We start from the raw sequence: 13485 nt of genomic DNA, 5'->3' as shown, positions 1-13485 counted from the left end.
ATTTTGTTATTTTCTTTTAAGAAGGTTATTGCAATAGAGCTTCATTATGGCAGCTACTTGATCAAATAAGCCAGTGCAGCCAGTTTTTTATGAAGTTTCCAGTTAGGCTGTCAAAAAAGAAAGGGCTTGCCCCTTTTAGGACCAGCCCCTCTTCTTATACGAATTTTAATTTCCCTGCTTCAATAGCGATTTGCGCGTCGCTGTGTGGATATTTTTTGTTTTCGATAATCTGATAATCTTCATGTCCTTTACCCGCAAAAATAATGATATCACCAGGCTCTGCGATTTCCACTGCATGGCGCACTGCTTCTGCACGGTCACCGATGCACGCATAGTTATCATGGAGCATTCCTTTTGCCAGATCACCTGTAATACTGTCATATGCTTCGTAGCGTGGGTCATCTGTTGTCAATATCACATAATCAGCTATTGAGGCTTTTTCTGCCATGGCCGGTCTTTTTGATTTATCCCGGTTTCCTCCCGTTCCAACAAGGAAAATAAGCTTCCTTCCTTCCTTTTTATAGGGAAGTGCAGCATCAATTGCTTTTTCGATTGCATCCGGCGTATGTGCATAGTCGATGAAAATTTGTATCGGCAGTTCTGTATGTACCTTTTCCATACGGCCTTTTACTGGCGGGAGATTTTCAATTTGTTCGATAATCAACTCCAAAGCAAAACCGCGTGAATAGAAGGTTGCCGTAGCTGCAAGGATATTATAGACATTAAATTCACCCAGCAAATGCATAGCTACCGGGAAAGTCCCTTCCGGTGTCAGCATATCAAAATAGGTCATGCCATTTTCATAACGGATATTTTCAGCGCTGAATACTGCCTGATTTTTAAGTCCGTATGTCCAAATTGGAAACGGCGTCAGCTTTGCATACCGCTCGCTCCAAGGGTCATCTGCATTTAAAACAACACTTTTGTTTTTCGATAAGTCTTGTCCGAGCTGTGAAAACAGCAGTCCCTTTGCATTTCCGTACTCCTCCATCGTGCCATGGAAATCCAAGTGGTCATGTGTCAAGTTCGTGAAAATAGCTACATCATAATCTACCCCAGCCAAACGGCCAAGTGTCAAACCATGTGAAGAGACCTCCATGACCATTGCACGGCAGCCTTCCATTTTTGCACGGAAAATCATCTGCTGAGTATTGAGGGCATCACTTGTTGTGTTCGCTGATTCGTACAGCACACCATTTAAATTAAAGCCAATCGTACCAGAGAGGGCTGATTTCTCACCAAGTCCAACTAAAATATTGTGAATGATACCAGCTACACTCGTCTTTCCGTTTGTTCCTGTTACCCCGATCATCGTCAAATCATTAGACGGATAATCAAAGAACTTTGCCGATAACAACCCTAGCGCCCGGTCTGTACTGTCAACAACAACCTGGGCAATATTCCCTTTTAAATCAAGTTCACGTTCTGTTACAACTATTGTTGCACCAGCATCCACAGCCTTTTGGGCAAAGTCATGCCCATCTACTGTATAGCCTTTAATACAAATGAATAGCGTACTCGGTTGTACACCACGCGAATCAATTGCGATATCTTTAATATTATTCGGCAAACGCCCAATGACTTTTTTGTGCGGAAGAGCGCTCAAAATTTCTTCTGCATACATGCTTAATCCTCCATTTCAACTAGTGGTGACATAATATAAGCAAACAATAGCTGTGCCGTAGCTTTCAGGGAATCGATATGTGTACGTTCATAAGCATGGCTTGATTCTATTCCCGGTCCAAACAGCGCATGACGGATATCGTACCCTGCACGGATTGCTGCAGAGGCATCCGAGCCGTAGTAAGGGTAGATATCGAGCTTATAATCGATCTGATTAGCTTTTGCAAGCTCAACAAGATGGCGAGTTAATTCATAATGGTATGGACCACTTGAATCTTTCGCACAGATAGAAACGGTATACTCATCGCTTGTCTGTCCATCACCAATAGCTCCCATATCTACTGCTATATATTCAACCACTTCAACTGGAATATTTGAATTTCCTCCATAACCGATTTCTTCATTGTTGGAAATATAGAAATGCGTTGTATATGGCAGCTTTATATCGTTTTCCTTTAGATATTTCATCACTTCTAATAAAAGTGTTGTACTCGCCTTATCATCAAGATGACGAGATTTGATAAAACCGGTTTCCGTCTTTTCAAAACGAACATCAAAGGATACAAAGTCTCCTACCTCAATCCCCATTTCCCGTGTTTCTTTAGGTGATGAAGTCTTTGCATCAAGTCGTACTTCTATATGATTTTCATCACGCTTTAAATTATCCGCCCCGCGGTATACATGGACAGTTGTTTCATGCATTAAAATTGTACCACGAATTTTATCGCCTGCGGCAGTATGAATTGTACAGTATTCTCCTTCTACCGCATTCCAATTAAACCCGCCAATCATCCCCAGTTTTAAGCGGCCGCTCGGCTTAATCTCTTTTACAATAGCGCCTAATGTATCTGTATGAGCTGTCAACAGGCGTTGTTTTTCTTTATTTTCACCTTCGAACGTTACGATAAGGGCACCTTTATTCGTTTTCTTATAATCAATCCCTAAATTATGTAGATATCTACCCATAAAGCGCATAATCTCTGTCGTATACCCAGATGGACTTGCTATTTTTACCAACTCTTCTAACAAATTCACAGCGTTTTCTTCATTAAAATTGTAGTTCATGTCAAATACCCCCTCGATTTTATTTATCATAACAAAATTCAGCGTTTATCGACACAGGGAAATCATGTATCATGAAAATATTAACGTGATTTGAGGTGCATGATGCAGCAATTAGAAATTTTGCATAAACGCAATTTGTTCATTTACTTTTCCATGACAATCGCTTTTTTTATTTATTTTATAACAATCATTGCAGGAATATTTGAATATAGTCACAATTATCCTTTTATTGCCACTGCTTCTATTGCACTCATAGGTCTTTTATTTTCCCTAAAAATATCACCAAAAGTTATACGAATCACCTTACTGTGCACTTGGAATTTTCTCATCGTTTTCAGCATTTTGAGCAATCAGCAGATCATTGCTTTCTACTGGTTTCTGTTTTTTATCCTGATGGTGAGCATTTATCAATCTTTTATCATTACCTTGACCGCCTCCCTTGGATGCAGCGTTCAAGCCGCCTTTATTCTGTTCTTTCTCTTCGAGCCAACGTACCTCCCGTCATCTGCTGTCCATGAGATGTATATTTTTTTTCTTTTACTGATTGTTCTATTAGGAACCATACAACTATTATATATACGTCGGTTTTGGAAAACGGTTGAGCATACTAATCTTGAGCGAGAACGAAGGCTTTCTTCCACCGAGGCATACTTGCATTTGTTTTTTGAGCAAGCTGAGGACGCCATTGCTGTGTTTGATTTAGAAGAAAAAACGATCGAGGTGAATCCCGCATTTGAAAGATTATATGGATGGAGCCGGAAAGAATGTATCGGCCATTCCCTGCCTCTTATTCCTTCTGCCAATTCAGCGGCAGCAAAAGAAAGAATAAACCGATTGATGAAGGGGGAAAGCTTTCACCTTCTGGAAACCCAGGATATGAAAAAAGATGGTACTGTCTTTGATGCGCAGATTTCCTTATCGCCCATCTATAATGAATATGATGACATTATTGCAATTTCTGTCATCTCCCGTGATATCTCACTAATTAAAGAACACGAGAGATTAGTAATGCAATCCGAAAAGTTAAATCTAGCTGGCGAAATTGCTGCAGGGGTAGCACATGAAATTCGCAATCCGATGACTGTTATTTCAGGATTTGCCCAAATGATGGCATCTGATAAAGACTCTCCCTACTATAGCTACACAGGGACGCTTCAGTCAGAGATCGAACGAATTGATACGATTATCTCAAACTTTCTCATTCTATCGCGACCTCAGGCAGAGACATATAAACGAATCGACCTTCTTGTCATATTAGATGAGGTAATAGAGCTTTTTTTATTGGAGTTCCAGAGCCGCCAAATCCATTTTTCGATAGACGCTCAGAAGCAGCGTACAATCATTAACGGAAATGCCAATCAAATCAAGCAGGTATTTATTAACTTGATTCAAAATGCGATTGAGGCAATTGGCTACGAGGGCAGAATTACACTTACATTAAGCAATGATGATGATCATCTATTTATCCACCTAATGGATACTGGAGCCGGCATTCCTCCCCATCTGCTAAAACGAATTTTTGAACCATTTTATACAACAAAATCAAAAGGGACTGGCCTTGGTATGATGATTACCAACAAAATCATTACAGAACATATGGGATCCATTACGCTGCGCAGTCAAGAACAAGTCGGAACAGAGATTTCTATTACTTTTCCTCTTCTTCCATTAGATAACTAATCATTATATCTCATCGATGAATATACTTTCCGCTACTTTCTCTCCATTCAATTACTATGAATTGTCCAAAGTCTGTTTCTATACTAAAAAACCAGGATGGGTAAGCTTTACCCTCTCCTGGTTTATTTTTGATTTTTTTATAATTAATTACAACACGGCTTGATTTTTAAAGAAACTCTCATTATTTCTCCAATAAAGCCTGGAAATAGTTATTAAACATGGTTAAATAGGTACCTTACGTCCCTTATCATCAGGCGAATAGTACATTATTTCATAATTGTACGTACTAATTTTACCTTTTGCTTATATGGCGGGAACAATAGATTGTTTGCCAGCTTTGATGACCGTTTTAAAATGGACTTTGGATGTGTAAAGTTCTCAAAGCTTGCTTTACCATGATAGGCTTTAACCCCTGAAGGTCCTACGCCTCCAAATGGTAGATGGGCATTCCCTACATGTGTTATTACATCGTTAATACAGCCGCCGCCAAATGGCAGCTCCTCTAGGAAGTATTCGATTGCACCTTCATTTTCAGAGAATAGATAAGCTGCAAGAGGCTTTGGCAATTGGCGCACACAGTGTATAACGCGCGGCAAGTCTTCATAAGCCATGATTGGCATGATCGGGCCAAATAATTCGTCTTCCATCGATGGGCTGGACCAATCTACATTTTCTAAAATCGTAGGCTCAATATATAAATCATCGGCTTCTGTACGGCCGCCAAACGTAATATTCCCAGCTTCCTGGTCTAAAATTGACTGCAGGCGGTTAAATTGCCGTTCATTAATAATACGGCCGAAGTCCTTACTTTGCTGCGGGTCTTTTCCATAAAATTGTGTAAGTGTTTTTTGCAGCTTTTGCACAAACTTCTTATAAACGGAACGCTGCACAAGCACATAATCCGGTGCTACACATGTCTGGCCGGCATTATTGAATTTCCCCCAGGCAATACGTTTAGCAGCTACGTCTAAGTTTGCCGTCTGGTCTACGATTGCCGGACTTTTACCACCTAGCTCCAAAGCAATTGGTGTCAGTCTTTCAGCAGCAGCCTTCGCTACGATTTTGCCTACTGCGACACTCCCTGTAAAGAAGATATAGTCAAAAGAAGCGTGAATAAGGGCTGTTACTTCTTCTTTCTCGCCCTCAACTACACGAACGTAATACGGTTCAAAAGTTTCTTCTAAAATTGTTTTTAGTATCGCTGCCGTATGAACACTGGACTCCGAAGGCTTGACGATAGCAGTATTTCCTCCAATAATTGCTCCGAGCAGCGGCTCGATGACAAGCTGGAATGGATAATTGAACGGTCCAATAATCAATACTACCCCATAAGGTTCCCTTACGATAAAGCTCTTACCAGGCTGGAACTGAATAGGTGTCTTTACCGCTTCCGGCTTCATCCATTCATCCAAGTGATCCAGCATATAGGAAATGGAGTCATAGACTATTCCGATTTCCGTTGCATAAGCTTCAAATTCACTTTTATTTAAATCCAGCTTCAAGGCCTGAATAACATCTTTTTCATACTTTTTAATTGTTTCCTTCAGCTTTACAAGCTGTGATTTACGAAATTCTATATCCTTTGTAGCCCTTGTAAAATAATACGTTCGCTGCTCTTCAATCATATTTTCTACATCTGCTTGCGTAAAATTCATTGTCTATTTTCCCCCTCTTTTTTTAATTTGAATGCATAATCCAACTGCTTGCTCACATATTAACTATATATACATTACATCGGTAATGTTAAACCCTTTCCGATGATGCATGTTGGTACAAAAATCGTAACACTTGCACTGAATGTTTACAAATAAAATCGCTAGGGTACAGTTTATCAACAACAAAACGGAGACTTACTATTTCCACTAAAAGAAGGAGGCAATTTTTATGATTATTACAGAGACATGGTGGGAGACTATTTTTTCTGGCGTACTAGCAATAGGAATCGACGAGAAAAAACTGCATCAACTAGAAGACGAATCATTCCTATATTTCAAGGAACAATTGCCTGAAATTCAAGATGAAACTGAATATTAATGTAAATAACTAAATATGAAAATTTAATCTAAAGCGCAGTCAGGCCGATCGGAAAGCTTATGCTGCGCTTTTTTACATTGTCTTTTATTCCCTCCACTTTGCATTTCCTTCCCATCCCCCGTATAATCGCTAAAGAGATTGACTATAAACGTGGAGGGGCTGTATGTTTAGAAAATTCACGAAGCTTTATATGGTTTTTTTATTAATTTTGATTGTTATTGGGGGAGTGGGCATTTTTCTTTCGGATAAGCCGGATGAAGATGATCTCGCAAGTCTCGAGGAACAAGCGGCTAAAAAGACACCTGGTTACGCGACAATGACTTCACTAGCTCAAATTGCTGAAAAGCATCTACTGGAAGATTCAATTCTTGATATCCAGGTCTCTCCTAACGGCAACCGGGAAGATGCATTGTTACAATTACAGACAACCGAATTTCTGACAGAGGATACACTCCTTAAAAACACATTTAACATGCTGCAGGATGTACAAAAAGTCGATACACTTAATACATTTACAATTGCCTGGTTTATGCAGGAGGAAAGTGAAAATGTAGAAGTATTGACGCTCACAATGGATAGAAAGACGCTGGATCAGTTACATACCGTTCGTTATAATGACTTACCTGAAATCGCTTCTTCCTATGAAAAGCATGAAACTTTACAATAACTGAATTTCCCGGCAGTGAGGGTTCCATGCTAGTCCCTATATTGCGATAAAGTATCGCCTATTTCACTAGCTTCCCTCACTTTTTTTGGATAACCGTTACCTGCCTATTTTCTCTGATTTCTCTTTACGCCTTGTTTAAAAGACAGTCCTAATCATTTCATGGACGTTGCAGTAAGGGTTATCCAGACTATTCCCCTCTCTTGATTCCATCATGGCCGTACAATTACGGATCGCAATTTCATGACGAAGAGCGATAGGAGCGATGACCTCCACATTCCCCTTATTTCTTCTGTAGCGTGAAACACCAAGATATTCCTCCATTTTTTCATTTAACAGCGCCCTCGGATAAACTTGACTAACGTCAATCTGCTCAAAGTGTAAAAGTAACCACAATTCAAATGATTCATTAGTATAAGCAATACGGATATTGTGCTCCGTGCAATAAACATTGACCTCTAGTAATTGCTGAGTATTTAAATCATCTTTGTCAAAGACAATCCACACCTCATCAAACGGCTGATGGCTTGCATCACGGTATGCGTGCTGTGCCAGCTTCATAGCAGAGCGTTTCGCATTCTTTATTTTTACGCTGGCCATTTTTGAACGTTTCAAAATACGGATCTGCTCAAAATAAATCCTTTCTGTTTCACCTTCACAATAAATAAGGACTTTTCTGCGTAAGGCGAGCCATCCTCTTTTCCTCATTCCCATCGCTTTCCCTCACTTATCGGTAATCTTGATTTCTCTCGCTCTACAGCTGTAACCAGCAGGCTACAGAAAGTTTCAGTGACCCCTTTTCATTAATAAGTTACGCGTATCCATAAAGCGATACTGCACCAAATAATTACCGTCCTTTTACCGAAATGACAAGGCCTCTAAAATCATGATTAAGAAAGTAATACTGCTTTACAACAAAGGATATGATACAGAGACGTTTTCGTATGCAAGCTTTATCTTGAACGAATAATAGGGGGATGTAGTTTTACGGAGGACAAAGAGGCAGCTAGTAGCTGTGCACCATCAGCAACAGGAAATCTAACAAGTAAATAAGCATTGAGCACCTATTCGCTTAATTAGGAACCGGAAACCATTCGTCACACAAATTCTGCTGCATAACATATTGTTTTGGCCCTGAATTCCTCTCTAAATTAATATGTACTTGTAATAAAAGCCTGGCCTGTCCCGCTGAAAAAAGATAGGCGCTTCGCATGCCTCACTCTGAAGACGAATCAGCATGTTTACACTCTTCTAACAAGCCTCTACTTACATCACTTCTACCTATTACTTACCTGATGACACACTATAATAGAAGAGAGCTTGTCTATAGCACCATTTGCCCTCATTTATCACCCCAATAGGAAACAGATTATGCTATTCAACAATTTCAATTGAGTCTCTCGTGTACCTTATTGTTATTTTTATTGTGAGAAATAGGTATATAACTATACCAGTAAGACCTGCCATCATATGTTAATAAGGAATTACATTATAGGATAAAGGAGGCTACCCAATGTACGGAGGAAATTGGTTCAATCAAGGTAGAAACGGCTTCGGTCAATCTCCTTACAACTCTGCACCTCAAGTATTCCCTGATACTTTCGAACAGCCAATCGTTTCACCGACACGTGAGTTTGTCCGGACAAATATTTACAACACTTATGTGCCGCGCATTCACCCATCTCATACAACAACAGTCAATCGACATATGATTCACAATCAGCACTTTTTCCCGCATACTGAATCTGTAGTAAATGAATGCTTTGAAACAAATACAATCTGCGGCATGCCACAACACGGTTGTGGTTCCTCAAGAAAAAGACGATTCTAACTCTCTTCCTGCTATTGCCTAAAATTTTGGACGCCTATTAAACAATATCCCGGCTCTTCACAGCCGGGATATTGTTCTTTTTTTGAAAGTTTTCATGAATGAAATAATCTCGCAAAATAAGCCGGCTACCTAGACATTTATACTATGCAGCAAGTAAATACTATCTTTCATAATAAAAAAGTCTACGCATTATTTCTGCGTAGACTTTTAAACAACTATTGTATGGATGCATTCATTTTTTCTAGTGCATGGTGAACATCTGAAAGTGACTGAATCAATTCCTGCTTTTGGGTATTTGTAAAATAGCTATAGTTCACATAATCTTCCTTGCCAACTTCATAATAAGCGATAACCTCATTTAGCTTTGTTACTTTCTCTGTGACAGCCTCCGCTTGTTCTGCATCCGCACGGTTCATAAAAATTTTCACGATTTCTTCCACAGCCTCAGTATTTGCCTTCACATCATAAATATGGGCTCCCGCATAGCTTACTTCTTTGTCTGTCAATTGCTCTTTTGTTATTTGCGCCAGCATATTTTCTGTATCATCTAACAACTTCTGCCCTTCCAGCTCCACTTTCGGCAGCTCTTCATTTAACTTTTTAATATTTGCCACAAGTCCCTCTGCCACTGCTTCATAGCCAACAGTCTCTTTTTGATTGAACAATCCGTATTCCAAACCTCGGAAGCCTGCTGCTTCATCTTCTTTGTCTGCAGTAATTGGTACGTCAATTTGTGTATCTAGTTCAGAGAAGCTTGCTTTTATCGGCTGCAATCGTTCATAATACATCCGAACAAGCGGGTAAAGCTTCTGCGCTTCCTCCAGCTTTCCGTCCTTCACATACCCTGCTAGCATTTCTGCATCAGCGATGAAGGCCTCCATCTGTTCTATTGCAAATGTACGGAACTGTTCTGTTTCAGATGATAGATCAATTTCTTCTTTCACTGCTTGCTCTTCTTCCGTCTTTTCTGTTTTATCACTGCCACATGCAGCAAGTGCAGCCGTTGCCAAAATAACAGCAGCAAGTCCTTTTTTAAATGTCATTTTTCTCACCTCTAGTAATCCGTCTTTTCTATTACCCTTGCATGAACAACGAAACGTTCCTTATCATTGACAGATGTCGTACATGTTGAAAATGTAACAATTCGATCCCCTGTTCGGATTTGTACCGGCATAGTAATTTCAGATCGCAACTGAATTTCTTCCAAAAATGCAGCATATGAGTCATCAGTGAAGTCAGTTTCAATATAATAAAAATCAGTCGTTGTTTTATAAGCAGCAAACACTTCAAGTTCATAACGCTTCTCAGGCGTTTCATATAGAAAAGCTGGATGTGCCTCTGCATAAGCCTGATCAGCAAATTTTGCTAACTCTCCAAACATTGTTCCATTCCTTAGAACATGCCCATAAAAAATGGTATGCCGGTCAAGTACGCGGCTGTTTCGATAATCCATGAAGATGCTGCCCCCGCGGCTTTCTTCGTCCAAATAATTATGCCTCAGATAAAATTCGTTGTCCGCTGCCTGCAGGACAGGATTATCCAGCCTGGTTCCCTCCAGTGAAAGCCAGCCAATAATACGTGAATTTACTTGCCGCAGCTCATCTAGCTCCTTTTGATTGGCAAAATTCTGGATCTCCTCCAGCTCGTTATCAATCTTCACATACGAATACATATATCGAACAATTTGCATGCCTGCATATACCATGACTACGATACAGGCCAACTGAATAACTTTTTTCATTCAACATCCCTTAAATGCTTAGCGGCATCATATAAAGGCCGAGTTCCTCGTCTTCATGGAACACTGCATTTACACCGTATACTTCTTTGATGATTTCTTTCGTAATGACGTTCTTCGGCTCCCCTTCTGCTACAACCTTGCCGTCATTCATTAAAATGATATGGTCACTATAGCGAATCGCCTGATTGATGTCATGCAGGACCATCACGATCGTGAGCTCATGTTGTTCATTTAACTCTTTCACCAGTTCCAACAGCTCTAACTGATAATAAATATCCAGATAAGTTGTCGGTTCATCCAAACATAGCATTTCCGACTTTTGTGCTAAAGCCATGGCAATCCACACACGCTGGCGCTCTCCCCCGGATAATGCAGACAACTCATTTTCACGTTTTCCCAGCAGATTCGTACAGGCCAGCGCCCATGTAACTGCCTCTTCATCTTCTTGCGTCTTCTTTTTTAGCAATGACGAATAAGGTATCCGTCCGAACATGACAAGTTTTTCTACTGTTAAGTCCTGTGGGATATCATTTTGCTGATAGACAATAGCAACCTTTTTGGCAAACTCCTTTGGCTTGTATTCCACCAGATCTCTGTTTTCGAGACGCGCCTGCCCCTCTAATGGACGGTTATTGCGCGCCATGACACTTAATAGCGTTGATTTTCCACAGCCGTTCGGACCGATGATTGTTGTAATTTTCCCTTTTTGAATCGCTGTCGTGACACCGTTTAAATGATGTTTTGTGCCATCATGCGAAACAATCACTTGATTGATTTCCATTTCGTTTGTCACTCTTTTCTATTTATCTTTGCGGATCAGGAAGATTAAAAATGGTCCGCCAATAATGGCCATAATTGTAGATGCCGGGATTTCCATCGGCGACAGCATTGTACGGCCGATTGTATCAGCCAGCAAAATAATGAACGCCCCCAATAAAGCTGTGAATGGGATCAGTATTTTATGATCATGACCGACCAACCGGCGGGCGATATGCGGCACAAGGATACCGACAAATGAGATCACTCCTGCCACCACAACAGAAACCGCTGACAATAAGACAGCCACTGCTGCTATGGCGATACGTGCTCCCGTCAAATTGAATCCAATGCTTTTTGCGGTTTTATCAGAGAGAACCAGTACATTGCACCACGCATACATGGCGAATGCGAGGATAAGACCGATTGATCCGTATGTAGTAATTACCGTCACATCATCCCATGTTTTTAGTGTCAGGCTGGATGTGATGGAGCCTGCTGAAGAGGCACCAAAGCTGATAAAAGCTTCAGTCAAACCAGAGAACATAGCATTGATCGCAATTCCGACAAGGATTAACTTTAGTGGGTTTAGGCCGGATTTCCATGACAATGCAAACACGAGCAAACATGCAATCGCCCCACCGATGAATGCAGCAATGGGTGAGAAGAAAAAGTAAGCCGGGAAAAATGAGACAATGAACAGCTTTGTAAAAGCAGCTCCTGAGGATATCCCGATAATACCCGCATCTGCCAGCGGGTTTCGCATAATTGCCTGTAAGAGCACCCCTGCCACTGAAAGAGCGGCCCCTGCAAAAATAGCGACAAAAATGCGCGGGAAACGCAAATCCCGAATAGCTGCCATTTTCTCGTTTGTGCTATCAAATAAGCCTGTGAGGAACTCCATATAACTGATTTGGACACTGCCAGTAGTAGCTGCATATATGATGGTCAAACCTAATAAACCCATCACAGCAATAATACTTACTATTTTTTTCGTCACAATAAAACACCCTTTATTTCCTGTCTATATGGCATTTCTAACACTGGTAAGCCATTGCCGGCCAGTATTACTTGCTGTAGAAAATCTCTACCAATGTATCGAGGGCTTCCGGTACATTCAAAGCTGCTGTTGTACCAAAAAGCGCTTCCTCCAAGTCATAGACACGATCATTTTTTACAGCATTAAAATGCTTCCACACATCATTTTTTTGGAATTCCTCATCAAACATCTCTACTACTTCTTCCGGCATACCATGTGCCAAGCGCAGAATGATATCAGGATTAGCATCATACAGGTATTCAGTATTGGATGCTAAATACTCCGCATCCTGACCGGCCATGACATTTTCTCCGCCTGCAATTTTTACAAGGTCGCCTGCATATGAATTTTCAGTAGCCACTAAGTAGCTGCCTGGTACGCCAAGCAGGATCAGCACTTTAGGCTTTTCATTTTCATGAGCAACAAGCTCTACCGCTTCAATTTCTTCCTTTAATTCGTTCACTAAATTCTCAGCTTCCTGGACACGATTATATCGTCCGCCAAGTTCCTTGATTTCATCAAGCATACTATCAATACCTGTCAAATCAACAAAATCAACTGGAATTTTATACTGCTCAAATGAATCTTTCAAATCATACTCCAATGTAGACACGGATAATACCTCTGTCGGATTCAAGGACTTAATAATTTCCGCATCCGGGCTCATCGCGTTTCCAATCGACGGCAGTCCTTCGAAACGTTGCGGCAGCTTCTTCTCTGTCTCTGGAACGGCAACCGCATCAAGATCCAAGCGGTCCAGAATTTCGGCAAGCACGACTGTCCCAGCAATAATACGGTGCTCCTCCTGTGTATTTGCCGCTTCTTTTGCTGTACCGGCAGCTGCTTTTTCGTTTGCTTCTTCGTTATTGCTACAACCTGCGAGCACAGCTATAGCAAAAAGGAAGACCCACAACCATTTTTTCATGTCGTTTCCCCCTGCTTATTCAGATTGAGGTAAATTTTCATCCAAAGTCGACAACGATGGAAATTTACCTCAATCGAATATGTTTCAAAATATGACAGTAGCTCCCTCACACAAGGGGAGGAAGCTG

Annotated in this window: 14 protein-coding genes; 4 read left to right on the top strand and 10 right to left on the bottom strand. The window is 40.7% G+C overall.

The features are described from left to right. Nucleotides 1–154: 154 nt before the first annotated feature. From AA0Y26_RS03265 to AA0Y26_RS03255, 3 genes are all read right to left on the bottom strand, one after another. Nucleotides 155–1624, bottom strand: coding sequence for a UDP-N-acetylmuramoyl-L-alanyl-D-glutamate--2,6-diaminopimelate ligase (locus AA0Y26_RS03265; protein ID WP_413365087.1), 1470 nt, complete (start codon nt 1622–1624; stop codon nt 155–157). Between the two features lie 2 nt (nt 1625–1626). After that, a complete protein-coding gene (locus AA0Y26_RS03260) occupies nt 1627–2688 on the bottom strand; it encodes a M42 family metallopeptidase (RefSeq protein ID WP_413365085.1) in 1062 nt (353 codons plus the stop codon). Nucleotides 2689–2991: 303 nt separating this feature from the next. Next, nucleotides 2992–3144, bottom strand: coding sequence for a hypothetical protein (locus tag AA0Y26_RS03255; RefSeq protein WP_413368385.1), 153 nt, complete (start codon nt 3142–3144; stop codon nt 2992–2994). Between AA0Y26_RS03255 and AA0Y26_RS03250 the strand changes: the two genes are divergently transcribed. Further along, a complete protein-coding gene (locus tag AA0Y26_RS03250; protein WP_413368029.1) occupies nt 3082–4368 on the top strand; it encodes a two-component system sensor histidine kinase NtrB in 1287 nt (428 codons plus the stop codon). The genes AA0Y26_RS03255 and AA0Y26_RS03250 overlap by 63 nt on opposite strands. Before the next feature lie 266 nt (nt 4369–4634). Here the strand turns inward: AA0Y26_RS03250 and AA0Y26_RS03245 are convergent, their stop codons facing one another. Next, the gene (locus tag AA0Y26_RS03245) at nt 4635–6023 is read right to left on the bottom strand and encodes an aldehyde dehydrogenase (protein ID WP_413365084.1); all 1389 of its coding nucleotides are present in this window, start codon (nt 6021–6023) and stop codon (nt 4635–4637) included. Nucleotides 6024–6252: 229 nt separating this feature from the next. Between AA0Y26_RS03245 and AA0Y26_RS03240 the strand changes: the two genes are divergently transcribed. After that, on the top strand, nt 6253–6402 hold the full coding sequence (locus AA0Y26_RS03240; protein ID WP_413365082.1) for a hypothetical protein: 150 nt from the start codon (nt 6253–6255) through the stop codon (nt 6400–6402). 163 nt (nt 6403–6565) lie between these two features. After that, entirely contained in the window at nt 6566–7069 is a 504-nt protein-coding gene (locus AA0Y26_RS03235) for a hypothetical protein (RefSeq protein ID WP_413365080.1), read from the top strand. Between the two features lie 135 nt (nt 7070–7204). Here AA0Y26_RS03235 and AA0Y26_RS03230 read toward each other — a convergent pair whose 3' ends face one another. Then, complete coding sequence (locus tag AA0Y26_RS03230) at nt 7205–7780, bottom strand: RloB family protein (RefSeq protein WP_413365078.1); 576 nt, start codon at nt 7778–7780, stop codon at nt 7205–7207. A gap of 799 nt (nt 7781–8579) precedes the next feature. Between AA0Y26_RS03230 and AA0Y26_RS03225 the strand changes: the two genes are divergently transcribed. Then, a complete protein-coding gene (locus AA0Y26_RS03225; RefSeq protein WP_413365077.1) occupies nt 8580–8897 on the top strand; it encodes a CotD family spore coat protein in 318 nt (105 codons plus the stop codon). 215 nt (nt 8898–9112) lie between these two features. Here AA0Y26_RS03225 and AA0Y26_RS03220 read toward each other — a convergent pair whose 3' ends face one another. From AA0Y26_RS03220 to isdE, 5 genes are all read right to left on the bottom strand, one after another. Continuing rightward, nucleotides 9113–9940, bottom strand: a complete 828-nt coding sequence (locus AA0Y26_RS03220; protein WP_413365075.1) for an EfeM/EfeO family lipoprotein — start codon at nt 9938–9940, stop codon at nt 9113–9115. Between the two features lie 11 nt (nt 9941–9951). Further along, on the bottom strand, nt 9952–10638 hold the full coding sequence (gene srtB / locus AA0Y26_RS03215; RefSeq protein ID WP_413365073.1) for a class B sortase: 687 nt from the start codon (nt 10636–10638) through the stop codon (nt 9952–9954). A 10-nt stretch (nt 10639–10648) separates the two neighbouring features. After that, complete coding sequence (locus AA0Y26_RS03210) at nt 10649–11419, bottom strand: ABC transporter ATP-binding protein (protein ID WP_413365071.1); 771 nt, start codon at nt 11417–11419, stop codon at nt 10649–10651. An 18-nt stretch (nt 11420–11437) separates the two neighbouring features. Next, nucleotides 11438–12394, bottom strand: a complete 957-nt coding sequence (locus AA0Y26_RS03205) for a FecCD family ABC transporter permease (RefSeq protein ID WP_413365069.1) — start codon at nt 12392–12394, stop codon at nt 11438–11440. Between the two features lie 67 nt (nt 12395–12461). Further along, the gene (isdE, locus tag AA0Y26_RS03200) at nt 12462–13358 is read right to left on the bottom strand and encodes a heme ABC transporter substrate-binding protein IsdE (RefSeq protein WP_413365067.1); all 897 of its coding nucleotides are present in this window, start codon (nt 13356–13358) and stop codon (nt 12462–12464) included. Nucleotides 13359–13485 lie beyond the last annotated feature (127 nt).

The sequence above is a fragment of the Lysinibacillus canaveralius genome (genome assembly GCF_047301505.1).
Classification (GTDB): Bacteria; Bacillota; Bacilli; order Bacillales_A; family Planococcaceae; genus Lysinibacillus_B.
Note: the sequence above shows the minus strand (reverse complement) of the source record. Positions and strands in the feature narration are given on the sequence as shown.